Genomic DNA, 24842 nt, shown 5'->3' on the forward strand with positions numbered 1-24842 from the left:
TGGACGGGGGTGGGGTCAGTGGGTCGGGGTGAGGTCCGCGAGGGCCTCGGTCAGGTGGGGGAGGAGGAGGGTGATCTGCCATTCGCGGGCGCCGAAGCCGCGGAGGACCTCCGCCACCGTGTCGTCGCTGATCTCGTCCGGCGGCTGCCAGGCCAGGCGGCGGATCGAGTCCGGGGCGATCAGGTTCTCCGGGGGCAGGGTGTGCTCGCCGGCGATCCGGACCACCACCTCCCGGCAGCGGACCAGCCGGCCGGCCGCCACCGGGTCCCGCTCCGCCCACCGGTGCGGCGGCGGCGGACCCTCCACGGCCGGGGACACCGGCAGGGCATCCTCCGGCAGCTGCCGGGCGTCGTCGAGGGCCGCCAGCCAGGTGCGGGCCAGCCGGCGTACCGACCGACCGCCGAAGCCGGGCAGGGTGAGCAGGGTCTTCTCGTCCTTCGGGTCCAGCTCGGCGGCGGCCACGATGGCCGAGTCCGGCAGCACCCGGCCCGGTGCGGCGTCCCGACGGGCGGCGATCTGGTCCCGGGCGTACCACAGGGACCGGACCCGGGCCTGCGCCCGCGCCCCGCGCACCCGGTGGATCCCGGAGGTGCGCCGCCACGGCTCGGCGCGCACCCGGGCCGGCCGGGCGCCCGAGCGGACCAGCGCGGCGAACTCCTCCGCCGCCCACGCCGACTTGCCCTGCCGGCGCAGTTTCTCGTCGAGGGCGTCGCGCAGGTCGACCAGCATCTCCACGTCCAGCGCCGCGTAGGTCAGCCAGGACTCCGGCAGCGGCCGGCTCGACCAGTCCGCCGCCGAGTGGTGCTTCTCCAGGGTGTAGCCGAGCAACTGCTCGGTCAGCGCGGCCAGGCCGACCCGCTCGAACCCGGCCAGCCGGGCGGCCAGCTCGGTGTCGAAGAGCCGGCGGGGCCGCAACCCCACCTCGGCCAGGCAGGCCAGGTCCTGGCTGGCGGCGTGCAGCACCCACTCGGCCTCGCCGATCACCGCGTCCAGCGCCGCGAGGTCGGGCAGCGGCAGGGGGTCGATCAGCGCCGTGCCGGAGCCGGCCCGGCGGAGCTGCACCAGGTAGGCGCGCTGGCTGTAGCGGTAGCCCGAGGCGCGTTCGGCGTCCAGGGCCACCGGCCCGGTGCCTGCCGCAAAACGGGTCACGACCTCGTCGAGCTCGCTCGGGGTGGCCACCGGCGCGGGCGTACCCTCGCGCGGCGCGGTCAGCGGTACAGGCCCGCCGGTGGTGGGTTCGGTCCCCGCGTCCGCCCGCTCCGGCGCGGCCGGTGACGGGTGCTCAGCAGCGTCTCCCGTACGGCTTTCGGCGGGCCGACGGCGCAGGGGTGGTTCGTCGGTCACCTGACAACCCTAGTGCGCGACCGGATCCGGTGTGTGCAGCCGGTCCGGCGCGTGTCGACCCGATGGCCGTCAGGTGTCGTGACGGGGCCCGGTGGCGCCGGCGTGACAGGCTGGGACATCGGGGGAGACAAACCCCGTTCGCGCAGGTACGGTCCATCGAGCCGCCGAGGCGCCAGGGGCCTTCGACGGCGTCGCTACGGGGCGTCTACGGGGAGGACGTGGCGATCATGACGGCTGGGTACGGTTCGGGCGAACCGACGCCGGGACGGCGCGCCGACGAGGCCGCGGAGGGTGACCGGACGGACCGCACCGAGACGGGCCGGCCGGGTCCACTGCCGCCGCGTTTCGCCCCGCACCCACCGGTGCCCACCACCCCGTCGGCCACCGGACACCCCGCCGCCCCGGCAGCCGGGTTCGGGCCGCTCGCACCGGCCCCGGAGGCCGCGACGACCGATGCGGGTCAGGCGGCCGTTCCGGGGCCCCGGACGAGCTGGTCCGGTCCGCCGAATACCGGTCAGTGGGGCAGCCCGACCGGTCCCGGCTCCGGCGCGCCCGCCACGGCACGGGGCTGGACGCCCGCACAGCCGGCCGCCGGGCAACCGTACGGTGCCGAGCCGCCGTTCCCGGGCGCGCCCGCCGGCCAGCCGATCGCGGGACCGGGACACCCGGCCGGGCCGCAGCTCTCCGCGCCCACCCACCCGGCCGGCCAGCCCGGGCCAGCGCCGACGTACCCCGGCGGGCAGCCCGTGTCGGCACCCGCGTACCCGGGCGGACCGCCGGTTTCGGGGCCCGCGTATCCGGGTGGGTCGCCGGTCTCCGGGCCGGCGTACCCGGGTGGACCGGCGGGGTGGCCGGCCGCGGCGGCCGGACCCGACCGGCGACGCCGGCTGCCCGTGGTGGCGGCGGTCGGGCTCGCCGTGGTGCTGGCCGTCGTCGCCGGGGTGCAGGCGTACCAGATCCAGCGGCTGGACGACCGGCTCGCCGCGACCGACCGGCGGCTCGCCGACGCGCAGCGCGCCGACGGCACCCGGCTCGACGACCTCGACCAGCGCGCGGAGGCCATCGAGAAGCAGGTGGGCGCCGCGTTCAATCCGGAGGCCGTGGCGAGCGCCGTGCTGCCCAGCGTGTTCCGGGTCCGGGCCGGGCAGTTCACCGGTACCGCGTTCGCGATCGGCAAGCCGCCCGCCGGTGGCGGCACCACCCTGCTCACCAACTTCCACGTGGTGGAGGCGGTGTTCGACGGCGGTGGCCGGAAGGTCTTCCTGGAGCGCACCGACCAGCGCTTCGAGGCCACCATCGTCAAGGTCGACAAGGCCAAGGACATCGCCCAGCTGCGGACCACCGCGAAGTTCACCGGCCTGGTCGCCGCCGGCACGCCGGTCAAGTCCGGGCAGCAGATCGTCGTGGTCGGCGCCCCGCTCGGCCTGCAGGACAGCGTCACCACCGGCGTGGTCAGCGCGTTCCGTAAGGACGAGGACGGTTCCGGTCCGGTCATCCAGTTCGACGCGCCGATCAACCCCGGCAACTCGGGTGGCCCGGTGATCAACGGCTCGAAGGAGGTCGTCGGCATCGCCACCGCCAAGGCCCGGGACGCCGAGGGCATCGGCCTCGCCGTCCCGATCAAGACCGCCTGCGACACCTTCAAGCTCTGCTGACCGGCCGAGCGGAGGGGCGGTTGACCGGCGGGCCTTGACCGCATCCCCCACCGTCGAACCAGTACGGCCGAGGGCATCGGCCCCTCGACCCAGATCCCGGCCCGTCAGGCCACCCCACGGGGAACCAGCAATCCGGAGGAAAGAGACATGTCCCAGCCACCGAACGGGCCGGAGGGCCACCCGCCCGCGTACCCGCCCCAGCCGCCGGCCGGCGGCGTCTACGGCAACCCGTACGGCGCCGGCCAGCCCGCCCCCCAGCAGTACGGTTCCCCGGCCCAGCCGGACCCGACCCTGGTGCAGCCCGGCGTGCCCGGGTCCGCCCCGCCGGTGCCCGGCCAGTACGCGCCGGGCGCCGCCCCGGTGCCGGGCCCGGCGTACCCCCAGCCGTTCTCGGCCCCGCCGATGTCCGCGCCGCCGGTCTCCGGTCCGGGCTACGGGCAGCCGATGTCCGCGCCGCCCGACTCGGTGCCGCCGTACGGTGCCCCCGCCGGGGGAGCCGGCAAGGGGCGCACCACGCTGATCCTCGCCATCGTCGCGGGACTGCTCTTCGTCCTCGGCGGCGTGATGACCGGCCTGTTCGTCACCAAGAGCGGCGAGCTGGACCGTACCGAAAAGAAGCTCTCCGCCCAGGTCAGCGAGCGGGACGGCACCATCGCGGCGAACAAGCAGGAGATCGACAAGCTCAAGACCGACCTCCAGGCGATGCGGGACAAGCTGGCCGACACCGAGCAGGACCTGACCGGCACCAAGAACGACCGGGACGAGCAGGCCCGGCAGAAGAAGGTCATCGCCACCTGCCTGGACAAGCTGACCCAGGCGATGGCCGCGGCGTCGGCCGGCAACCGGGCCGCCTTCGACAAGGCCAGCAAGGGCCTGGAGAAGGTCTGCGACGAGGCCGAGAACTACCTCTGATCCGCGGACCGGGCGTCGATCATGGGGTTGTGGTACCCGCCGAAAGGGGCGGAGCGCCACGAACGAGGCGCCACCACTCCATGATCGACCCCGGGGAGGGGTCAGGCGGCGCCGGCGGGGCGGCGGGAAGCCAGGGGCGTCACGCCGGGTGGCGGAAGGCCGGCGGTCGAGGCGAGCAGGGCGCACCAACCGAGCAGGTGCGGGGCCAGGTCGACGCCGAGCGGGGTCCAGGAGGCGCGGATCTCGATGTCGCCGGCCGTGGGTGGGCCGGCCAGCTCCCCGAACCGGGTCGACAGGGTCTGGGTGACCGTGCCGCCGATCGCCCGGTGCAGAGCGTGCTGCGCGTCCAGCGCGTCGGTCAGCCACGTCCAGCCCACGCCGGGCAGCAGCGGGTCGGCCGCGAGATCCACCTCGAGTTCGGCGGTCACGTAGGTGACCAGCCGCAGGGTGCCCTGCCACGCCTCGTGCCCCGCCGGGTCGTGCAGCAGGATCAGCCGCCCGGTGGCCACCTCGTCGCCGTCGCGCAGCACCGCGGCGGAGAGCGCGAACGCGTAGGGGGCCAGGCGCTGGGGCGCGCCGACCTCCTCCAGCACGATCTCCGGGCGGGGGGTGGCCGACCGCAGGCCGGCGACCGCGCGGGCGAAGGTTTCCGGGAGCGCGATCGGGGGGGCCATGCCGGCAGCCTATGCCGCCGTCCGCCCGGTCGGCGGTAGGGCGCGCCGGGGTTCCCGATCACGATCATCCGAGCGGGGCCGGGTGCGCCGCCACGGGTCGCGGCCGGCGTCGCGGGCCCCGTCACAAAAGGCGGCGGTGCCCGCTGGCGGCACCCGGCGGCGTGGCACGATTGCCGCGATGACCACCGACACCACGGGCACTGCCGCCCGAGACGGAGAAACCCGCCGCGGCGGGCCGGCCGACTCGCCCTTCCTCCGGGCCTGCCGCCGCGAGCCCGGCCCGCGCACCCCGGTCTGGTTCATGCGCCAGGCCGGCCGGTCGCTGCCGGAGTACCGCGAGATCCGCGCCAACGTGGGGATGCTGGAGTCCTGCCGCCGTCCCGAGCTGGTCGCCGAGATCACCCTCCAGCCGGTCCGCCGGCACGGGGTGGACGCGGCCATCCTGTTCAGCGACATCGTGGTCCCGGTGGCCGCCGCCGGCGTCGACCTGGACATCGTGGCCGGGACCGGGCCGGTGGTCGCCGAGCCGGTACGCACCGCCGAGGACGTCGAGCGGATCCGCCCGATCATCCGCGAGGACGTGTCCTACGTGGACGAAGCGGTCCGGCTGCTCGTCGCGGAGCTGGGCGACACCCCGCTGATCGGCTTCGCCGGCGCCCCGTTCACCCTGGCCAGCTACCTGGTCGAGGGCGGACCGTCGCGGACCCACGCGAAGACCAAGGCCCTGATGTACGGCGAGCCCGACCTGTGGCACGCGCTCTGCGCCCGGCTCGCCGAGGTCACCCTGTCCTTCCTGACGGTGCAGGTCGACGCGGGCGTCGCCGCGGTGCAGCTCTTCGACTCCTGGGCCGGCGCGCTGTCCGAGGCCGACTACCGCCGCTACGTGCTGCCGCACTCGGCGTCCGTGCTCGCCGGGCTGGCCGCCGCGGGCGTGCCGCGGATCCACTTCGGGGTGGGCACCGGCGAGCTGCTCGGCGCGATGGGCGAGGCCGGCGCCGACGTGGTCGGCGTGGACTGGCGTACCCCGCTGGACGTGGCGACCCACCGGATCGGACCCGACAAGGCCGTGCAGGGCAACCTCGACCCCACCGTGCTGCTCGCCCCTTGGCCGGTGGTGGAGGCCGAGGTGCGGCGGATCCTCGACCAGGGGCGGGCCGCCCCCGGTCACGTGTTCAACCTCGGCCACGGCGTGCTGCCGGAGACCGACCCCGACGTGCTGACCCGGGTGGTCGCGCTGGTGCACGAGGTGTCCGCGCGACCCGGCGAGTAGGGAGTGACCGTGCGGCAGCCGTGGCGGGTGGCGATCATCGGTGGCGGGATCACCGGGCTGGCCGCCGCCGTCCGGTTGCGCGACCGCGCCCCCGCCGGCACCGAGATCACGGTGTACGAGCAGGCCGGCCGCCTCGGCGGCAAGCTCCGTACCGGTGAACTGGCCGGGCAGGCCGTCGAGTTCGGTGCCGAGTCGTTCCTGATGCGTGACCCGGTCGGGGCGGAGTCCGCCGCGGTGGCCCTGGTCCGCCGGCTCGGGCTGGCCGACGCGATCGTGCACCCCACCGTCGGGCAGGCCGCCCTCGCCGTCGACGGCGGGCTGCGCCCGATCCCGGGCGGGACGCTGGTGGGCGTACCCGGGGATCTGGACCGGGTGGCGGCGGTGGCGGAACCGGCCGCGGACGCCGACCGCGACGGTGGCCGGCCGTTGCTCGGCCCGGACGAGGACGTGGCGGTCGGCGCGCTGGTCCGCGACCGCCTCGGCGACCCGGTGGTGGACCGGCTGGTCGACCCGATGCTCGGTGGGGTCTACGCCGGCCGGGCCGACGACCTGTCGCTGGTCACCACCATGCCGGCGCTGGCCCGGGCGGCCCGCACGGCGCACACCCTGGTCGGCGCGGTCCGCGCGGCGCAGGCCGCCGCGCCGCGCGCCCCCGGCGCGCCGGTCTTCGGCACCCTGGCCGGCGGGCTGAGCACCCTGGTCGAGGCGGCGGCGACCGCCAGCGGCGCGACGATCCGCCGGGACTCGGCGGTGCGCGAGCTGCGCCGCACGGCCACCGGCTGGGCGCTGACCATCGGCCCCACCCGCGACCCGGAGCTGGTCGAGGCCGACGCGGTGCTGCTCGCGGTGCCGGCCCGCCCGGCCGCCCGGCTGCTCGCCGGGCCCGCCCCCGAGGTGGCCACGGCCGTCGGCGGTCTCGACTACGCCAGCGTCGCGCTGGTCACCATGGCGCTGCCCGAGCCGGAGCTGCCGGAGCTGTCCGGGTTCCTGGTGCCGGCCACCGAGGGGCTGCTGATCAAGGCATCCACCTTCTTCACCACGAAGTGGAGGCACCTGCGCCGGGCCGACGGGCTGGCCCTGGTCCGCGCCTCCGTCGGCCGGTACGGCGACGAGACGTCGCTCCAGCTCACCGACGACGACCTGGTCGCCACCGTGCACCGGGAGCTGTCGACGGTGCTGGGCACGCCGCTGCCCGCCCCGGTCGCCAGTCACGTGCAGCGCTGGGGTGGGGCGCTGCCGCAGTACACCCCCGGCCACCTCGACCGGGTGGCGGTGGCCCGGGCGGCGCTGCGCGCCGCCCACCCCACGCTGGCCCTGGCCGGTGCGGGCTATGACGGCGTCGGCATCCCGGTCTGCGTCCGCTCCGGCGAGACGGCGGCCGAGGAGATCATCACAGCACTGGGAGGATCGGGATCATGACCGAGCAGACCAACGCGGCGCGGCTCAAGGAGCTGAACGCCACCGTCCGCTACACCATGTGGTCGGTGTACCGGGCGACCAGCCCGCTCCCGTCGCTGCGCGAGAACGTCGTCGACGAGGTCGAGTCCCTCTTCGAGGAGCTGGCCGGCAAGGACGTCACGATCCGGGGCACGTACGACGTGGCCGGCCTGCGCGCCGACGCCGACCTGTTGATCTGGTGGCACTCCGCCACCAGCGACGCCCTGCAGGACGCCTACCTGCGGTTCCGGCGCACCACGCTGGGCCGGGCGCTCACTCCGGTCTGGTCGCAGATGGCGCTGCACCGGCCGGCGGAGTTCAACAAGAGCCACATCCCGGCGTTCCTGGCCGGCGAGGAGGCCCGCGCCTACCTCTGCGTCTACCCGTTCGTCCGCTCCTATGAGTGGTACCTGCTGCCGGACGCCGAGCGGCGGGAGATGCTCGCCGAGCACGGCCGGCTGGCCCGCGGCTACCCGGACGTGCGGGCCAACACGGTGGCCTCGTTCGCCCTCGGTGACTACGAGTGGATGCTCGCCTTCGAGGCCGACGAGCTGCACCGGATGGTCGACCTGATGCGCGACCTGCGGGCCTCCGGCGCGCGGCGGCACGTCCGGGAGGAGATCCCCTTCTACACCGGCCGACGACGCTCGATCGCCGACATCGTCACCTGCCTGGTCTGAGCGCCGGCACGAACGCGACGGGCCCCGGAGTCTCCTCCGGGGCCCGTCGGCGTTCCCGGCTCAGCCGATGTAGGCCAGACCGTCGGTGATCACCCGGGGCCGACCCGAGGTGCCCACCACGACGATCTTCACGGTGTGCCGGGCGCTGCTGGACCAGCTCTTGGTCCACATCACCCGGCGGTAGTCGGTGGTGCTGTAACGCAGGTCCACCGTGGTCTGCTTGACGCCGTCCACCCAGATCTCCGCCTGCCCGGAGGTCGACGTCCGGGTCGCGATGAAGGCGACCGAGCGGCCGGTGACGGTCCACGTCAGCGAGGCCTTGGCGGCCGTCGCGGTCAGCGCTGAGCCGCCCAGGTACGAGCTGCTGGACGTGGTCGACCAGGTGCCGGTGCGGGTGGCCTTGGTCTCGGGGAGGAAGACCGGGGTCCAGCTCGCCGAGGCGGTGGCGGTGTTGCCGGCCCAGTCCTGGGCGCGCATCGACCAGGTCGTCGCGACGCTCGGCTTGGTGGTGGTGCCGTAGCTGCCGCTCGCGGCGAAGGTGCGGCTGAGCGGGGTGGTGAGCTGCACGGAGCCGACGCCGGTGTTGTCGGCCGCCCGCCAGTTCACCGTCACCGGCACCACGGTGCCGCTGACCTGCCCGGTCCGCAGCGCCAGGGTGGGTCCCTGCGGGAAGGTCGGCACGGTGGTGTCGGCGACGACCGCCTGGGCGGGGCTGGCGTTGACCCGGCCGATCCGGTGCACGCCGCGCACCAGGACGCTGTGCGTACCCGCCGGGACGGTGACCGCGGCGGAGCGGGCGGTGCCGGCGGCGGTGGCCACGACCACGCCGTCCACCACCACGTCGAAGCGGGAGATCAGCGTGCTCGGCGTGGTCGTCGTCCAGGACGCGGTGAACGTGCCCTTCGTGTAGTACGTCGTGCCGTTCAGGGTGCCGGTCAGGCCGGTCAGCCGCAGGCCGCCGACGGTGGCCGCCTTGGCGCGGATGGTGGCGAGCTGGCCGTAGAGCGCGTCGCCGGGGCACTCGGTGGCCACGGCGTCCCGGTGCCCGGAGATCCGGTTGAAGACCACCTGCTCGCCCAGGTGGAACTTGTCCTCCACCCCGGAGGTCAGGGTGACCTTGCCGTACGGGTCGTTGCCGTACTGGCCGAGCTTGTACGCGGCGACGTGCGCGACGGCGTCCTGCACCACGGTGGGGATGCCGCTGCTGATGTACGTGCCGAGCACGGCGATAGCGGCGTTGTCCGTGTTGAAGCCGTAGGTGTGCGCCCCGGTCACCGGCTTGTCGATGCCGCCCTTGCGACCCTCGAAGACGACCCCGCACCGGTCGACGAGGAAGTTGTAACCGATGTCGTTCCAGCCGTTGCTCTTGACGTGGTAGACCTCGATGCCCCGGACGATGGCGGCCGAGTCGGCGCAGCTGTAGTCGTTGGTGCCGGCGGTGTGGTGCACGAAGAACGCCTTGACCGTGGTCCCGTACGTGGGCGGGTCGGTGACGATCGACTCGTCGGCCTTCCACTCGGCGCGGGTGACCACCTTCGGCGTGGGTACCGGGTTCGCGGGCGTGGCGGTGGTGGGCGCCACGGTGGGGGCGGTGGTGGTGGGTGCCGGGGCCGTGGTGGTGGTCGGCGCGGGCGCGGTGGTCGCCGCCGGCGGCGCGGTGGTCTCGGTCGGCGCCGGGGCGGTGGTCTCCGCCGGCGCGGTCGTGGTGGGCGGATCGGCGGGGGCCGGCTCGGTCGGCGCGGGGTCGGTGGGCGTCGGCTCGGTCGCGGTGGGTTCGAGCGCCCGCACCTCGGCGACCGGCTGGAGGCGTGCCGGCCCGACCGGTCCGACACCGGCCGCGCCGGCCTTGCGGCGCTTCGTCTGCCCCGGGTCGACCAGTTCGAGGCGCAGCCCGGCGGGGAGGTGGTCGCTGCTGGCGCCGCCGGCCGCCGTGGCCCGCACCTCGACCCCGTCCGACGGGCCGACCCAGAGCGGGTCCGTGCTGCCGCGCGCCTTGCCGGCGGTCCTCTCGGCGCCGGGCTCCGGCCCGAAGTGGTTGTCGGTCTCCAACGGCCGCCAGTCGGACCACTTGCCGTCCACTGCGTGGGTGCGGACGGCGATCGAGCCGGTGAAGTCGACCTTCGGGTCCGTCCAGGTCACGCCGACCATGGCGAACCGCTCGGTGTCCCGCCTGGGGATGGTCACCTCGCGGCCGTTGGCGGCCGGGAACGCCACCGTGTGCAGCGCGGTGGTGACGGGCCCGTCCGACGCGCCCCACACGGCGAGGTCGTCACCGAAGCCCGCCGCGGCGAGGCTCGCCGTCCCGGCCACCGCGGTGGCCACTATCGCCGCGCCGATGCCGGCCGTTCGGCGGTTCCAGCGGATCCCCGTTGCTTTCACAGTCTGAGTCCCTCCAAATGATCTCACTGGAGGGCTCAGCGTAATCGCGGTCGATGGCGTTACCTCGCCGGGTGGCGGGTGCGGCGCGACGGCACCGCCCACGCTGGTCGGATGCGGTCAGGCGGGCCGGCGCATCGGGGTGTGCGGGATGCCGTCCTCGACGTAGCCGGGGCCGCTGACCGTGAACCCGTGCCCGGCGTAGAAGTCGACCAGGTGGGTCTGCGCCTCCAGGACGCACGGCCGGTCGCCCACCACGGCGAGCGCCTCGGTCATCAGCCGGCCGGCCAGGCCACCGCCGCGGGCCGCGGGCGCCACCACGACCCGGCCGATCCGCGCCACGCCGTCCGGATCGGCCAGGATCCGCAGGTACGCCACGACGTCGCCGTCCCGGGTCAGCCACAGGTGCCGGGTGCCCGGCTCGACGTCGCGGCCGTCCAGCTCGGGGTAGGGGCACGTCTGCTCGACGACGAACACGTCGATGCGCAGCCGGAGCAGGTCGTGGAAGGTGCGGGCGTCCAGGTCGGCGAAGGCGGCGACCCGGACCGCGAGGGTCTGCGACGGCATCCCGCGATGGTAGGCCGACTCCGCGTCACGGAAGCCGGCAGGGCTGGCCACCCGGGTGCGAGCGGGGTCGCGTCCGGAGGGGGCAACCATGGGCGAGCGATATACCTGAGCGGCATGAATATGACGCTCAGGTATATCGCTCCGGGTAGGTGCCGGTGCCGGTGCCGTCGAGTCGGGCGCGGGACGACGGCGGGGCCGGAGACCGCGACTCAGGCGGGGCGGGCGCCCACCGCGTCGCGGATCTCGGCGCCCTGCGCACCCTCCTCGGCCCGGGCGCAGTGCGCGGAGCAGAAGAAGCGGCCGGAGACCTCGACGCCGTGACCGACGATCTTGATCTGGCAGTGCTCGCAGATCGGCGCCATCTTGTGGATCGCGCACTCGAAGGAGTCGAAGGTGTGCACGTCCCCGCTGACCGTGTGCACCTCGAACGCCATCCAGTAGTCGTTACCGCAAACCTCGCAGGTAGCCATTGCAAAACCCCCCGTTACGGACACGTCACATCAGCGTCGGGCAACGGACACATCGGGGCAACCGAAACGGGCGAACCTGATCCGGCTCGACGGCGAGTCGCTCCCGGCGTGTCGCGCGTTAGGCCCTGGTGACAGCCTCGAACCCCGGAGGACCATGTGATCAAGCGCAACAAGCTCTTCGGCAACCAGACCCGGGTCACCTTCTGCCTGCCCCGGGACACCCCGCCCGGCACCGTCAGCGTCGTCGGCTGCTTCAACGACTGGCAGCCCGGCCGGCACGAGCTGGTGGCCCGCCGTGACGGCACCCGGACGGTGACCGTCCGGCTCGGCCCGGGCGAGTACCGCTTCCGCTACCTCGCCACCGGGGGCGTCTGGCTCGACGACGAATCCGCCGACCAGGTCGACGACCGGGGCAGCCGACTGCTGCTCTGACGGCCGGCGCCACCGCGGCGGGCGACGCCGGCCAGGAGGGTCAGGCCTACTTCGGCTCCAGCCGGATGGAGAGCGAGTTCACGCAGTGCCGGGTGTCCTTCGGGGTGAAGCCCTCACCCTCGAACACGTGGCCCAGGTGGCTGTCGCAGCGGGCGCAGCGGATCTCCGTACGGAGCGTGCCGAGCGTGCGGTCCGGGATCTCCTTCACCGCGCCCGGGATGGCATCGTCGAAGCTCGGCCAGCCGCAGTGCGAATCGAACTTGGCGTCGCTGCGGAACAGCTCCAGACCGCAGGCCCGGCAGTGGTAGACGCCGGGGGTCTTGGTGTCGACGTACTCGCCGGTCCACGGCGGCTCGGTGCCGGCCTCGCGGAGCACCCGGAACTCCTGGGGGCTCAGCCGGACCCGCCACTCTTCCTCGGTACGGGGCAGTTCGTTCTCGTCAAGACTCACCGCTCAACGGTACGTCGGGTGTCGGTGCCATCGCATATGGTCGCGCAATGGGTGGCAGCAGAGCCGCGGCCGCGGAGATCGAGATCGCCGGGCACACCGTCCGGTTGAGCAGCCCGGACCGGGTGATCTTCCCGCAGCGTGGCTTCACCAAGGCGGACGTCTTCCACTACTACGTCTCGGTCGGCGAGGGAATCATGCGGGCCCTGCGGGACCGGCCGACCACGCTGCAACGCTTCCCCGAGGGCATCGAGGGGGAGATGTTCTTCCAGAAGCGGGTGCCCACTCGTGGCGTACCGCCGTGGGTGCGCACCGCGGAGATCAGCTTCCCCAGCGGCCGGACGGCCGCGGAGCTCTGCCCCGCGGACCTGGCCCACGTCGCCTGGGCCGCCCAGATGGGCACCGTGGTGTTCCACCCCTGGCCGGTGCGCGCGGCCGACGTGGACCTCCCCGACGAGCTGCGGATCGACCTGGACCCGCAGCCCGGCACCGACTTCGCCGACGCGGCGACCGCCGCCGGCGAGCTGCGGGCGCTGCTGGACGAGCTGGGCGCCACCGGTTGGCCGAAGACCTCCGGCGGCCGGGGCGTGCACGTCTACCTGCGGATCCACCCGCGGTGGACGTTCACCGAGGTGCGCCGGGCCACCATCGCGCTGGCCCGGGAGCTGGAACGCCGCCGCCCCGAGCTGGTCACCACCGCCTGGTGGAAGGAGCAGCGGGGCAGCCGGGTCTTCGTGGACTTCAACCAGATGGCCCGGGACCGGACGATCGCCTGCGCGTACTCGCTGCGGGCCAACGCGCGGGCCACCGTCTCCACCCCGGTCGACTGGGACGAGCTGCCGCAGGTCGACCCGGACGACTTCCACCTGGGCAGCGTGCCGGCCCGGCTCGCCGAGCGGGGCGACCCGCACGCCGGCATCGACGACGACCCGTGGGACATCACCCCGCTGCTGGAGTGGGCGGAACGGGACGCCGCCGCCGGCCAGGGCGACCTGCCGTACCCGCCGGACCACCCCAAGATGCCCGGCGAGCCCAAGCGGGTGCAGCCGTCCAAGGATCGCGACCGGCCCCGGCAGTGACCAGCCGCCGCCGCCCCGGATAACGATCATGTAACGGGCGCGAACCTTTCCCGCTACCTGACTGGTCTTCCTGGTCGTCGGCCCGTCAGGGCCCGGGGAGGCGTCGGATGAAACTGGTGTGGAGGCGGGCCGTCGAGGCGCGGGGGCTGCTGCTCGCCGCCGCGATCGCGACCCTGGTGGCGGTCGCCCTGGTAACCGGCCTGTCCGACTACAACCGCCGCGCGGTCGCCGCCGGGCAGCGGGCGATGCTCCAGACCGCGCCCGCCGCGGAGCGCAGCCTGCTGGTGAGCGGCTCGGGCGGCCGGGACACCGCCGCCTACGCCGACCGGGACCGGGCGGTCCGCGCCCAGTTCGCCGACGGGCTGGGCGGGGTGCCGGTCACCGTCGCGGCCGCCCGCTACGGCACCGGGCGGGAGCTGACCGGCGACATCGGCGCGGCCCGCGTCGGCGACGACCCGCTCTTCGCCAACCTCGCCACCCTCGGCGACCTGGCCGGGCACGCCGAGCTGACCGCCGGCACCTGGCCCACCCCGGGGGCGACCCCGCTGCAGGTCACCCTGCCGGAGAAGGTCGCCGGTCAGCTCGGCCTGCGCACCGGTGACCGGGTGCCGCTGTACGACCGCAGCACCGAGCGGGCCGGCGAGGTGGTGCTGGCCGGCACCTGGCGGCCGCGCGACCCGACCGAGGCGTACTGGCGGCTGGCCCCGGGGGTGGGCGAGGGCGAGGCGGGCGCGGTCACCTCGTACGGGCCGTTCGCGCTGGACCCGGCCGACTTCGCCCGCACCTTCCCCGGATCGACCTCCGGCGCGTGGCTGGTCCAGCCGGACCTCGCCCTGGTCGAGCCGAGCGGGATGCCCGCCGTCACGCAGGCCGTCGCCGCGATCTCGGCGGAGATCCCGGAGGTCACCGGACTGGGCTCCTCCGCGCAGAGCGTCACCACGATGAACCGGCTGGCCGACCGGCTCAGCCGAGCGGACCTGGTCGGCCGGTCCGCGCTGCTCACCCCGCTCCTGCTGATCATGGTGCTCGGCGGGTACGCGCTGGTGCTGGTCGCCGCGCTGCTCAACGAGGACCGGCGGGGGCAGACCGCGCTGCTGCGCGCCCGGGGTGCGGCCCGCGGCCAGCTCGCCGGTCTCGCCGTACGGGAGGCGACGCTGGTGGTCGCGCCGGCCGTGCTGCTCGCGCCCGCGTTGGCCGGCGCGGCGTTGCGACGGTTCGGCGCGGACTCAACGGTGACCGACCTGCGACTGCCCGACGGCGGCGCGGGACCGGTCTGGGCGGTGGCGGTCGCCACCGCGGTCGGTTGCCTGCTCGCCATGGTGCTGCCGGCGCTGCGCCGGGCCGGCACCTACGTCGCCGACATGGCGGCCCGGTCCCGCCCGACCCGGGGCGCCGCCGTGCAGCGGGCCAGCGTGGACCTCGCCCTGGTGGCGCTCGCCGTGCTCGCCTGGACCCAGCTGCGGCAGTACTCCTCGCCGCTGGCCGGGGCCGGGGGGCGGCTCGGCATCGACCCGCTGCTGGCCGCCGCGCCGACCCTCGGCGTGCTGGCCGGAGCCGTCGTCGCGCTGCGGCTGCTGCCCCCGGCGACCCGGTTCGCCGAGCGGTTCGTCGACCGGCGGCCCTGGACGGCCACCATGTTCGGGATGTGGCAGGCGGGCCGCCGCCCGCACGCCGGGCCGGTGCTGCTGCTCGCCCTCGCCGTCGGCGCCAGCACCCTGGCCTGGTCGCTGGTGGCCTCCTGGGAGGGTTCGCAGCGGGAGCAGGCCCGGCACCGGGTCGGGGCGGACCTCCGGCTGGTCGAACGCGACGGCGCCGCGCCGGCCGACCGGGCCGCCGCGCTGGCCGCCATGCCCGGCGTGGACCGGGCGCTGCCGGCCTGGCGGGACGACGTCCGGGTCGGCCGCGACGACCTGCCGGTGACGGTGGTCGGCCTGGACGCGGCCGGCGCGGTCGGCGCCGTCCAGCTGGACGACGCCACCGGCGGCGCGTCCTCCGCCGAGCTGCTCGGCCGGCTGGTCCGGGGCCGCGCCGCCCCGGCCGGGACCGCCCTGCCGGCGACCGCGCGGCAGCTCACCGGCACGGTCCGCACCCCGGTGGAGGGGTACGGGACGCCCCGCGTCGAGGTGGCCGCGCTGCTCACCGGCGACCGCGGTACGGCCTGGCGGCTGCCGCTGGCCACCGCGCTGGGAGACGGTCGTCCGGTGTCCTTCACCGTGCGGCTGCCCGACACCGGCGGCGCTCCGCTGCGCCTGGCCGGCTTCGAGTCCGACGCCGGCGACGCGACCGGTGGCAGGTACCGGCTGCGCCTCGACGGGCTCGGGCTGATCGACGCGGCGGGCGCCCGGCTGCCGCTGGCGCTGACCGGCGGGTGGAACCTCGCCGACAGCGGACAGGGGCCGATCTCGGCAGCGCGGGTCGAGGGTGACAGCGTCGACGTCACGTACGGTGTGGTGATTCCAGAGGGCGGCCGGTTCGCCGACCTGCCGCCGTCCCGCTTCGCCGTGGTGCCCGCCGGCGACAACACGCCGGCGCCGGCGCTGCTGACCCCCGCTGCCCGGGCCGCGCTGAACGTCCGCATCGGCGACACCGTCACCCTCTCGCTGGCCGGCGTGAGCCTGCCGATCCGGGTGGCCGGCGAGGTCGAGGCCGTCCCCGCGACGGCGGAGAGCGGCGGTGGGGTGCTCGTCGACCTGCCCGCGGCCACCGACTGGCTGCTCCGCCAGCAGGGCGGGGTCCGTGCGGTGCCCGAGTGGTGGCTGCGCACCGACGCGGCCGGGCACGCCGGCGCGGCGACCACGCTCGCCGCGCTGCCCGGGGTGACGCTGCTCGACCGGAACGCCGTCGCGGCCGAGGCCGCGCGGGACCCGTACTGGCTGGGGGCGCGGACCGGGCTGCTCGCGGCCGCGCTCGGGTCGGTGCTGCTGGCCCTGGTCGGCCTCGCGGTCGACGTCTGGGCCACCGCCCGGCACCGGCTGACGGAGTTCGCCGTGCTGCACACGCTCGGGGCCACGCCCCGGCTGCTGGCCCGGGCGCTCCTGGCCGAGCAGGCCTTCCTGGCCGGCATCGGCGTCGGCGTCGGGCTGCTGGTGGGGGCGGGCGTCGCGGCGACCATGGTGCCCCTGGTGATCCTCACCCCGGCCGCCGGCCGGCCGGTGCCCGACGCGGCCTTCCTGTTGCCCTGGACACCGATCGGGCTGACCGCGCTCGGCCTGCTGGTGGCGGCCCTCGCCTTCAGCGCCGTGATCACCACCGGCCTCCGGCAGCGGGTGGCCGCCTTGCAGCTGCGGATCGGGGGAGAGCGATGAGTGTGGTCGAGGTGGCGCGGCGGGTGCGCGCGTACGGGGGCCACTTCCTGCTGCTCGCGGTGCTGACCCTGGTTACCGCGCTGCTGATCACGGCGGTGCCCCGGGTCGCGGACCGGCTGACCGGCCAGGGGCTGCGGGAACACATGGCCGGCCAGCCGATGGCCCACCGGGAACTGCTCTACACCACGACGGAGGAGCCGGTCACGGGGCCGAACGCGGCGGTCGCCGGCACCCGGGCCGGCGAGCTGAACTCGCTCCAGCAGCGGATGCCGCCGGCCGTGCAGGGGTCGATCGGTGAGCGGTGGTACGCGGCGCGCACCGCCTTCGGGCGGCTCACGGGGCCCGACCTGAGCGCCGACAAGGGACTGGTCGACCTGAGCCTGCGCACGACGGGCGGGGTCCGGGAGGCGGCCAGCCTGGTCGAGGGCCGCTGGCCGGAGGCGGGTGTGACCGACGACGGGTCGGTCGAGCTGGCCCTCGCCGAGACGGTCACCCGCCCGCTCGGGCTGCGGCCCGGCAATCAGCTCCGGGTATCCATCCTGGACTCCTCTGGCAAGCCGCTGAACCGGAAGAAGATCAGCCTGGTGGGCGTGTTCCGGCCGGCCGACCCGAGCGCTGGGGTCTGGGACGCGTTGCCGTCGCTGCTGCGGCTCACCCCGCCGGTGGGGGAGGGTCAGCCGTTCCTGATCGTCGGGGTGACCGCCGACCCCGGCATCGACGCGATGGCCGCCGCCGGTTGGCCGGTCGGCTTCGCCTGGCGGTACCGGATCGCGCCGGACCGGCTCACCCCCGGCCAGCTCGACGCGCTGATCGCCGGGTTGAGCACCCTGGAGCGCACCCGGCCGGCGGGCCTCTCCCTCACCCAGGGGGCGGACATCCCGCTACGACGCTTCGCCGCGTCGCTCGCCGCCGCCCGTACGCTGCTCGCCGTCATCGCCGCCGGGCTGCTCGCCACCCTGGCCGGCCTGACCATTCTCGCCGCCCGGCTGGCGGCGCGCCGGCGCCGCGACGAATACGTGCTGTTGCGCGCCCGGGGCGGATCGACCGGGGCGGTGCTGCGCCGCGGGCTGGCCGAGTCGGCGCTGGTACTGCCGGCCGCGGCCGGCGCCGGCTGGCTGCTCGGCGGCCTGCTCCCCGGCGGCGGTTCGCAGCTGCGCGGGGTGCTGCTGGCCGCCGCGCTGGCGACGCTGGCCCTGCCGGTCTTCGCGCTGACCGGGCAGCGGGCCGCCGGTCGCGCCGACCTGATCGGCGCCCGCTCCACCGCGGTGCGGCTCACCGCGGAGGTCAGCGTGCTCGGCGTGGCCGTGCTCGGGGCGTTCCTGCTGCGCCGCCGGGGGCTGGCCCTCGGCGGCTCGGTGGATCCGCTGCTGGTGTCCGTGCCGGTGCTGCTGGCGATCGCCGCGGCACTGCTCGCGCTGCGCGCGTACCCGTTGCCGTTGCGGCTGCTCAGCCGGGCCGCCGCCCGGGCGCGGGGCAGCGTCGCCTTCCTCGGTACCGCCCGAGCCGGCCGGGCCGCCGCGACCGCGCCGCTGGTGGTGGTCGTGCTGGCCGTCGCGACGGCCGCGTTCTGCGCCGTGGTGGCCGCCGGTATCGAGGCGGGCCGGGACCGGGCCGCCTCCCGGGCCGTCCCAGGGGACGTGCTGGTGGACGGGGAGCGGTTCGCGCCGGACACCACCACCGCGCTGGCCGCGCTGCCCGGCGTCCGGGCGGTCGCCCCGCTGCTGGTCGAGCCGGGGCAGCGGCCGTACGCCGACGCCACGGGCCGGTTCGGCGGGGTCGGCGAGACCCAGGTCCTGCTGGTCGACAGCGCCACCTTCGCGTCGGTCGCCCGCCGCCCCGGGATCACCGTCCCCGACGTGCCGGCCGCCGTCGGTGACGGCTCGACGCCGCTGCCGGCGCTGGTCTCCCCGGCGCTCGCCGCGGACCTCGCCGATGCCGGGCTCGCCGACGCCGCGGGCCGGCGACCGGCCTGGCTCGACGTCCAGGGCAACCGGCTGCCGGTGCGGATGGCGCGTACCGTCGACGAGTTCCCGCTGATCGACCGGGCCACCGAACGTTTCGTGGTGGTGCCCTGGCCGGCGCTGCCCGCGGGCAGCCCGCATCCCCTGGTCCCCACCGGTTTCGTGCTGGCCGGTGACGGCGTCGACGCCGCCGAGGTGAGCCGGGTGGTCGACGAGGGGCAGCGGCGCTACCAGCGCGAGGGGGTAGTCACCGGCGGGGAACGGCCCCGCGCGCCGGAGGTGCGCACCTGGTCGGCGGTGCGGGCGGAGCTGGGCGGCAGCGGGGTGAACGGGCTGCTGGTCTTCGGCTTCACCATCGGCGCCGTCGGCGGCGCCGCGCTGGGCCTGCTCGCGCTGGCGTTCGCGGTGCTGGCCGGGGCGCGTGGCCGAGGCCAGGTGCTGTCCCGGCTGCGGACCATGGGGTTGTCCCGCCGGCAGTGGCGAGGGCTGCTGCTGGTCGAGCTGACCCCGCTGGTGCTGGTCTCGGTGCTCACCGGCGCGCTGGTCGGCGCGCTGCTGCCGCTGCTGTTGACGCCCGTGCTCGGCCTGCCCGCCTTCACCGGGGGCGCGGCGGTGCGGGTGCGTTTCGAACCCGGTCTGGTCGCCGGCGTGCTCGGGCTGGCGGTGCTGGCCCTCGGTTTCGCGGTCGCCGTGGAGGCCCTGAACAACCGTCGGATGCGCCTCGGTGAGGTGCTCCGGCTCGGAGAGGAGAGCTGAGATGACAGCCACCGCCGAGGCGTCCGCCGTACCGGACCTGGCCACCCTGCAACAGCGGGCCGCGCAGCGCGCGGCCGAGCGAGCGGGCGGGCAGGACCGGCTGCGCGGACACATCGTCTGCGACGGCCTGGTCCGGATCTTCAAGACCGAGGGGGTGGAGGTGGTCGCCCTGCAGGGGCTCGACCTGGTCATCGACCGGGGCGAGCTGGTCGCGATCGTGGGCGCCTCCGGCTCGGGCAAGTCGACCCTGCTGAACATCCTCTCCGGGCTGGACACGCCCACCGCCGGCATCGCCCGGGTCGCCGAGTACGACCTGCTCGCCCTGTCGAACCGGCGTCGGCTCAGCTACCGGCGGCGGATGGTCGGCTTCGTCTGGCAGCAGACCGGCCGCAACCTGCTGCCGTACCTGACCGCGCGGGAGAACGTGGAGCTGCCGATGAAGCTGGCTGGCGGCCGGTCCCGCCGGGCCCGCCGGGAGCGGGCCCGCGAGCTGCTCGAACTGGTCGGCGTCGGCCACTGCGCGGACCGGCGGCCGGGTCAGCTGAGCGGCGGCGAGCAGCAGCGCTGCGCCGTGGCGGTGGCGGTGGCCAACGACCCGGAGGTGCTCTTCGCCGACGAACCGACCGGTGAGCTGGACGAGGCCACCGGCGCCGAGGTCTTCGCCGCGCTGCGCACCATCAACGCCGAGCTGGGCGTGACCATCGTGGTGGTCACCCACGACCACGCCGTGGCCAGCCAGGTCCGCCGGACGGTCGCGATCCGCGACGGCCGGACCGCCTCCGAGGTACGCCGCACCGCCCGGATCACCGCGGACGGCAGCACCGAGCTGGTCAGCGAGGAGTACGCGGTGCTGGACCGGACCGGCCGGATGCAGCTGCCGGCGCCCTTCGTCGACGCGCTGGCCCTGCGCGACCGGGTCCGGCTCAACCTGGAACCCGACCACGTCGAGGTGCGGCCCGGTGACCGGGCGCACGGCGAACGGAGTGAGGTATGACCGAGCAGCTGTCCGCGACCCCCGCGCGCGCGGCCACCACCGACGAGGTGGTCCGGGTCGACGGGGTGAGCCGTACCTTCGGCCGGGGCGAGCACGCGGTGCACGCCGTCCGGGACGTGTCGTTCTCCGCCGGGCGGGGTGAGCTGGTCGCGGTGCGCGGCCGCTCCGGTGCCGGCAAGACCACCCTGCTCAACCTGGTCGGCGGGCTGGACCGGCCGGACTCGGGTCGGGTGCGGGTGGCCGGGCACGACGTGACGGCCGCCGGTGAGCGGGAACTGCTGCGGCTGCGCCGGGGCACGGTCGGTTTCGTGTTCCAGACCTTCGGCCTCGTGCCGATCCTGTCTGCGGCGGAGAACGTCGGGGTGCCGCTGCGGCTGGCCCGGGTGCCGGCGGCCGAGCGGGAGCAGCGGGTCGCCGTCCTGCTGGAGCTGGTCGGGCTGGGCGGGCACGCCGCGCAGCGCCCGTACGAGCTCTCCGGCGGCCAGCAGCAGCGGGTGGCGGTGGCCCGCGCCCTGGCGAACGAGCCGGACCTGCTGATCGCCGACGAGCCCACCGGTCAGCTCGACTCGGAGACCGGCCGGTCGATCATGGACCTGCTCCGGGCGGTGGTGCACGCCCGCGGCATGACGGCGCTGGTCGCCACCCACGACCCGGCGTTGATCGAGCTGGCCGACCGCACCCTGACCCTGCGCGACGGCCGCCTGGTCGACGACTGACACCTCGCCGGGCGCGGGCGTGCACCGGGGCGCCGTTCAGAGCGCCAGCTTCATCCCCTCGTGGCTGGCGACGAAGCCCAGGTTGCGATAGAAGCGGTGCGCGTCCGCGCGGGTCTTGTCCGTGGTGAGCTGCACCAGCGCGCAGCCGCGCTGCCGGGCCTGGTCGATGGCCCAGGCCATCATCTCCCGGCCGAGCCCCCGGCCCCGCACGTCCGACCGCACCCGGACCGACTCGATCAGCGAACGCTCCGCGCCGTGCCGGCCCAGGCCCGGGATGTACGTGATCTGCATGCAGCCGACCAGCTCGCCGCCGACGTCGGCGACGACCAGGTGGTTGCGCGGGTCGGCGGCGATGTCGGCGAACGCCTTCTCGTACGCCTCGTCGACCTCGGTGAAGTCGCGGGCCTTGCCCAGCACGTCGTCGGCGAGCAGGGCGATGATGGCGGGCAGATCGGCGCGGACGGCGTCCCGGAAGATCACGTCGGTCATCCCGGCAGCCTGACACAGCGACACCGGGCGATGTGCGGGCGTCCCTTGCCGGCACGGGGCAGCATGTGCGCCATGGAGCTCCTGCTGCTGCCGTTCCGCTGGATCTACCGGGGTCTCGTCTGGTTCGCCAACTCGCCGCGCACGCTCATCACGTCGTACCTGTTGATGATCGTGGTGGCGGGCATCCTGTACAGCCACGCCGAGCGCAAGAGCGCCGCCGACTCCGTCTGGTGGGCGGTGGTCACCGCCTCCACGGTCGGGTACGGCGACATTTCGCCGACCACCTTCGAGGGGCGGTTCCTCGCCGCCCTGCTCATCTCCACCATGGTGCTGCTGGTCATCCCGCTGATCACCGCGCACTTCGCCAGCCGGCTGATCGTCGACGACGACGCCTTCGAGCACTCCGAGCAGGAGGAGCTCAAGGCCGACATCCGGCGGATGCGCGCGCTGGTGGAGGAGTTGGCCGCCCGGCAGGGCATCGAGGTGCCACAGCCGCAGGGCCGGCCGCCGCTCAACGCGCCGGACAGCGAAGCCCCTCTCTGGGAACGGTCAACGAGATCAAATAGGCGTCGACGGCGGCGCTGATGCAGGCGGTCTGCGGGTACGCCGTGTGCCCCTCGCCCTCCCAGGTCAGCACCCGGCCGACACCGAGCATCGAGGCCAGCGCGGCGGTCTGCTCGTAGGGCGTGGCCGGGTCGCCGGTGGTGCCGACCACCACGATCGGCGGCGCGCCGGCCGCCCTGCCGGTCGGGTACGGGTCGCGCGCGCCGGGCCACTCCACGCAGGCGAGCATGCCCACGGCGAGCGCCGGGCCGAAGAGCGGGTACTTCTGCCGCCACTGGGACTGGAGCTCGCGGATCCGTTCCCGGGTCGGCTTCTCCGTCTCGTCGGCGCAGTTCACCGCCAGGTTGGCGTCGAAGAGGTTGGAGTAGTGGCCGTCGTCCTCGCGGCCGGCGTACGCGTCGGCCAGCTTGAACACCCCGGTCGGGTCGCCGCCCTGGAGCCGGTCGATGGCCTGGGCCAGCTCCTGCCACCCCGGCTCGGTGTAGAGCGAGGAGATCACCGCGTAGAAGACCCAGCCGGCGGTGGCCTCCCGCCCGTCCCCGCCCCGGACCGGGGAGACCGTCGCCTTGTCGATGGCGGCGGTGACGGCGCCCCGGGCGTCGGGAGCGATCGGGCAGCGGCCGGCGTTCGCGGCGCACCACCGGGTGAAGTTGTCGAACGCCCGCTCGAAGCCCTTCGCCTGGCTCTCCGACCCGGCGATCAGCTGCTGCTGCGGGTCCACCGCGCCGTCGAGCACCAGCGCCCGTACCCGCTCGGGATAGAGCTGCGCGTAGGTCGCGCCGAGCAGGGTGCCGTACGAGTAGCCGAGGTAGGTCAGCTTCTCGTCGCCGACCGCCGCGCGCACCGCGTCGATGTCCCGGGCCGCCTGCTCGGTGCCGTAGAGCGGGAGCTGCTCGCCGTACTTGTCGCCGCAGCGCTGACCGATCCGCCTGTTCAGCCCGACGAAGCCGTCGAAGGCGGCCTGGCTCTCCGGATCCGGGTCGTAGCCGAAGCTGGCGTCCAGGTCGGCGTCGGGGATGCACTTGACCGGGCTGGACCGGGACACCCCGCGCGGGTCGAAGCCGACGATGTCGAAGCGGTCGGTGATGGCGGCCGGCAGCCCGCCGAACGCCGGGCCGAAGGAGAGGTAGACGGCGGTGTCCACCCCGGACGCGCCGGGACCACCCGGGTTGATCACCAGCGAGCCGATCCGGTCGCGCTGCTTGTCCGACCGGATGCGCAGCAGCGCGATCTCGAACGTCTCCCCGGCGCCGGGTCCTGCCGTCGCGCCGGTCGCGGCGCCGCTGCCCCAGTTCCGGGGTACGGCGATCCGGGCGCACTCGTAGCGCATCCCCGATGCGCCCCGGCCGACCAGCTCGTCGGGCACCTCCGGGCAGGCCCGCCAGGTCGGCGCGCTGCCGGGGGCGGCCGCCTCGCCCTGGCTCTCGGTCCGCGGGGCGAACGCCGGCAGCGTGCAGCCGGCGGTGAGCACCACGGCCGCGGCGAACCCGGCCAGGGTCGGGCGGACCCGGCGGATCCGGTCGGAGAAGCGGGTCACGTGGGAGCCTTCCGTGATCGGGTCGACGGCCAGGCTACGCCGGGCCCGGGGCGCTGCCGACGGTTGCCGCCGGATCGCCGCGCAGCACCTGGTCCACGTCGTAGCGGATCGGGCGCTCCAGCTGGTCGTACCGGCAGGAGCGGGGGTCGCGGTCGGGCCGCCAGCGGACGAACTGGGCGGTGTGCCGCAGCCGGTCGCCCTCCATCGCGTCGTAGCCGACCTCGACCACCAGCTCGGGGCGCAGCGGCTCCCATTCGAGGTTCTTGGTGCCGGTCCACCGGCTCACCCCGCCCGGGATGCGCTGGCCCCGCTCGTGGTCGCCGTGCACCCACGGGTGGTCGCCGCCGACGTCCCGGTACGGCTCCAGCTCCGTCAGCAGTTCCTTGCGGCGGGCGGCGGTGAACGACGAGCTGACCCCGATGTGGTGCAGCACGCCGGCGTCGTCGTAGAGGCCGAGCAGCAGCGAGCCGACCACCGGGCCGGACTTGTGCCAGCGGAAGCCGGCCACCACGGCGTCGGCGGTGCGGGCATGCTTGACCTTGAACATCAGCCGCTTGCCCGGCTCGTACGGCAGGTCGGCCGGCTTGACGATCAGGCCGTCCAGCCCGGCGCCCTCGAAGACGTCGAACCAGCGCCGCGCCGTCTCCGGGTCGGTGGTCACCTGGGTGACGTGCACGGGCGGGCGGACCTTGGCCAGCGCCTGCTCCAACCGCGCCCGGCGCGCGGGATAGGGCTGGTCGAGCAGCGACTCGTCGTCGATGGCGAGCAGGTCGAAGGCGACGAAGTCGGCGGGGGTGGTCTCGGCGAGCAGCTTCACCCGGGAGGCCGCCGGGTGGATGCGCTGGGCGAGCAGCTCGAAGTCGAGTCGAGGCTGGCCCCCGGGGCCGTCCCGGCGGATCACGATCAGCTCGCCGTCGACCGCGCACCGGGCCGGCAGCTGCGCGCGGGCCTGCTCGACCACCTCGGGGAAGTAGCGGGTCATCGTCTTGCCGCCCCGGCTGGCCAGCTCGACGGAGTCACCATCGCGGAAGATGATGCAGCGGAAGCCGTCCCACTTCGGCTCGTAGGTCATGCCGGGGGCGGTGGGGAGCTGGGGCACGCTCTTGGCCAGCATCGGTTCGACCGGGGGGTTGATCGGCAGGTCCACGGCGACCAGTCAATCAGACGGGGCTGACA

21 protein-coding genes are annotated in these 24842 nt (G+C 75.1%); 12 read left to right on the plus strand and 9 right to left on the minus strand.

Annotated elements, in window-relative coordinates; translation table 11 throughout:
• Positions 1–15 precede the first annotated feature (15 nt).
• A complete protein-coding gene (locus I8N68_RS07930; RefSeq protein ID WP_200209192.1) occupies positions 16–1344 on the minus strand; it encodes a ribonuclease D in 1329 nt (442 codons plus the stop codon).
• Positions 1345–1571: 227 nt separating this feature from the next.
• Here I8N68_RS07930 and I8N68_RS07935 point away from each other — a divergent pair, with 227 nt between their 5' ends.
• Both I8N68_RS07935 and I8N68_RS07940 read left to right on the plus strand, forming a co-directional pair.
• Positions 1572–2999 carry a S1C family serine protease gene (locus tag I8N68_RS07935; protein WP_200209193.1) on the plus strand — a complete coding sequence of 476 codons (1428 nt, stop codon included), beginning with the start codon at positions 1572–1574 and terminating at the stop codon, positions 2997–2999.
• Positions 3000–3146: 147 nt separating this feature from the next.
• Positions 3147–3911: a hypothetical protein gene (locus I8N68_RS07940; protein ID WP_200209194.1), complete on the plus strand. Its 765-nt coding sequence runs from the start codon at positions 3147–3149 to the stop codon at positions 3909–3911.
• A 101-nt stretch (positions 3912–4012) separates the two neighbouring features.
• On the opposite strand, the gene I8N68_RS07945 is transcribed toward I8N68_RS07940, so the two are convergent.
• Positions 4013–4585, minus strand: a complete 573-nt coding sequence (locus tag I8N68_RS07945) for a DUF3000 domain-containing protein (RefSeq protein WP_200209195.1) — start codon at positions 4583–4585, stop codon at positions 4013–4015.
• A 178-nt stretch (positions 4586–4763) separates the two neighbouring features.
• On the opposite strand from I8N68_RS07945, the gene hemE reads away from it, so the two are divergent.
• From hemE to hemQ, 3 genes are read left to right on the plus strand one after another with little or no spacing between them, the layout of a single operon-like run.
• A complete protein-coding gene (gene hemE / locus I8N68_RS07950; RefSeq protein ID WP_200209196.1) occupies positions 4764–5855 on the plus strand; it encodes a uroporphyrinogen decarboxylase in 1092 nt (363 codons plus the stop codon).
• A 9-nt stretch (positions 5856–5864) separates the two neighbouring features.
• The gene (hemG, locus tag I8N68_RS07955) at positions 5865–7274 is read left to right on the plus strand and encodes a protoporphyrinogen oxidase (protein WP_200209197.1); all 1410 of its coding nucleotides are present in this window, start codon (positions 5865–5867) and stop codon (positions 7272–7274) included.
• The gene (gene hemQ / locus I8N68_RS07960) at positions 7271–7972 is read left to right on the plus strand and encodes a hydrogen peroxide-dependent heme synthase (RefSeq protein WP_200209198.1); all 702 of its coding nucleotides are present in this window, start codon (positions 7271–7273) and stop codon (positions 7970–7972) included. Before hemG ends, hemQ begins: the two co-directional genes overlap by 4 nt.
• A 60-nt stretch (positions 7973–8032) precedes the next feature.
• Here hemQ and I8N68_RS07965 read toward each other — a convergent pair whose 3' ends face one another.
• The 3 genes from I8N68_RS07965 to I8N68_RS07975 all read right to left on the minus strand — a co-directional run bounded on the left by I8N68_RS07965 (position 8033) and on the right by I8N68_RS07975 (position 11385).
• Positions 8033–10351, minus strand: a complete 2319-nt coding sequence (locus I8N68_RS07965) for a peptidoglycan recognition protein family protein (protein WP_200209199.1) — start codon at positions 10349–10351, stop codon at positions 8033–8035.
• A gap of 117 nt (positions 10352–10468) precedes the next feature.
• Positions 10469–10915, minus strand: coding sequence for a GNAT family N-acetyltransferase (locus I8N68_RS07970; RefSeq protein ID WP_200209200.1), 447 nt, complete (start codon positions 10913–10915; stop codon positions 10469–10471).
• A 209-nt stretch (positions 10916–11124) separates the two neighbouring features.
• Entirely contained in the window at positions 11125–11385 is a 261-nt protein-coding gene (locus I8N68_RS07975) for a metallothionein (protein WP_200209201.1), read from the minus strand.
• A gap of 156 nt (positions 11386–11541) precedes the next feature.
• Here I8N68_RS07975 and I8N68_RS07980 point away from each other — a divergent pair, with 156 nt between their 5' ends.
• Positions 11542–11817, plus strand: coding sequence for an isoamylase early set domain-containing protein (locus tag I8N68_RS07980; RefSeq protein WP_200209202.1), 276 nt, complete (start codon positions 11542–11544; stop codon positions 11815–11817).
• A 46-nt stretch (positions 11818–11863) separates the two neighbouring features.
• Here the strand turns inward: I8N68_RS07980 and msrB are convergent, their stop codons facing one another.
• The gene (msrB, locus tag I8N68_RS07985; RefSeq protein ID WP_200209203.1) at positions 11864–12268 is read right to left on the minus strand and encodes a peptide-methionine (R)-S-oxide reductase MsrB; all 405 of its coding nucleotides are present in this window, start codon (positions 12266–12268) and stop codon (positions 11864–11866) included.
• Positions 12269–12315: 47 nt separating this feature from the next.
• Here msrB and ligD point away from each other — a divergent pair, with 47 nt between their 5' ends.
• From ligD to I8N68_RS08010, 5 genes are all read left to right on the plus strand, one after another.
• Positions 12316–13344 carry a non-homologous end-joining DNA ligase gene (gene ligD / locus I8N68_RS07990; protein WP_200209204.1) on the plus strand — a complete coding sequence of 343 codons (1029 nt, stop codon included), beginning with the start codon at positions 12316–12318 and terminating at the stop codon, positions 13342–13344.
• Between the two features lie 107 nt (positions 13345–13451).
• Positions 13452–16649, plus strand: coding sequence for an ABC transporter permease (locus I8N68_RS07995; protein ID WP_200209205.1), 3198 nt, complete (start codon positions 13452–13454; stop codon positions 16647–16649).
• Entirely contained in the window at positions 16646–19366 is a 2721-nt protein-coding gene (locus tag I8N68_RS08000; protein WP_200209206.1) for an FtsX-like permease family protein, read from the plus strand. The genes I8N68_RS07995 and I8N68_RS08000 overlap by 4 nt, the downstream gene beginning before the upstream one ends.
• A 1-nt stretch (position 19367) precedes the next feature.
• Positions 19368–20360, plus strand: a complete 993-nt coding sequence (locus I8N68_RS08005) for an ABC transporter ATP-binding protein (protein WP_200209207.1) — start codon at positions 19368–19370, stop codon at positions 20358–20360.
• Positions 20357–21076 (plus strand): ABC transporter ATP-binding protein, encoded by a 720-nt coding sequence (locus I8N68_RS08010; RefSeq protein ID WP_200209208.1) that lies wholly within the window; start codon positions 20357–20359, stop codon positions 21074–21076. The genes I8N68_RS08005 and I8N68_RS08010 overlap by 4 nt, the downstream gene beginning before the upstream one ends.
• Positions 21077–21112: 36 nt before the next feature.
• On the opposite strand, the gene I8N68_RS08015 is transcribed toward I8N68_RS08010, so the two are convergent.
• Positions 21113–21565: a GNAT family N-acetyltransferase gene (locus I8N68_RS08015; RefSeq protein ID WP_200209209.1), complete on the minus strand. Its 453-nt coding sequence runs from the start codon at positions 21563–21565 to the stop codon at positions 21113–21115.
• A gap of 72 nt (positions 21566–21637) precedes the next feature.
• Between I8N68_RS08015 and I8N68_RS08020 the strand changes: the two genes are divergently transcribed.
• Entirely contained in the window at positions 21638–22150 is a 513-nt protein-coding gene (locus I8N68_RS08020; protein ID WP_200209210.1) for a potassium channel family protein, read from the plus strand.
• On the opposite strand, the gene I8N68_RS08025 is transcribed toward I8N68_RS08020, so the two are convergent.
• Complete coding sequence (locus I8N68_RS08025) at positions 22077–23645, minus strand: alpha/beta hydrolase (RefSeq protein ID WP_307812700.1); 1569 nt, start codon at positions 23643–23645, stop codon at positions 22077–22079. The genes I8N68_RS08020 and I8N68_RS08025 overlap by 74 nt on opposite strands.
• A gap of 55 nt (positions 23646–23700) precedes the next feature.
• On the minus strand, positions 23701–24813 hold the full coding sequence (locus tag I8N68_RS08030) for an ATP-dependent DNA ligase (protein ID WP_200209212.1): 1113 nt from the start codon (positions 24811–24813) through the stop codon (positions 23701–23703).
• Between the last annotated feature and the right edge of the window lie 29 nt (positions 24814–24842).

The sequence above is a fragment of the Micromonospora coerulea genome (genome assembly GCF_016598485.1).
Taxonomy (GTDB): domain Bacteria; phylum Actinomycetota; class Actinomycetes; order Mycobacteriales; family Micromonosporaceae; genus Micromonospora; species Micromonospora coerulea.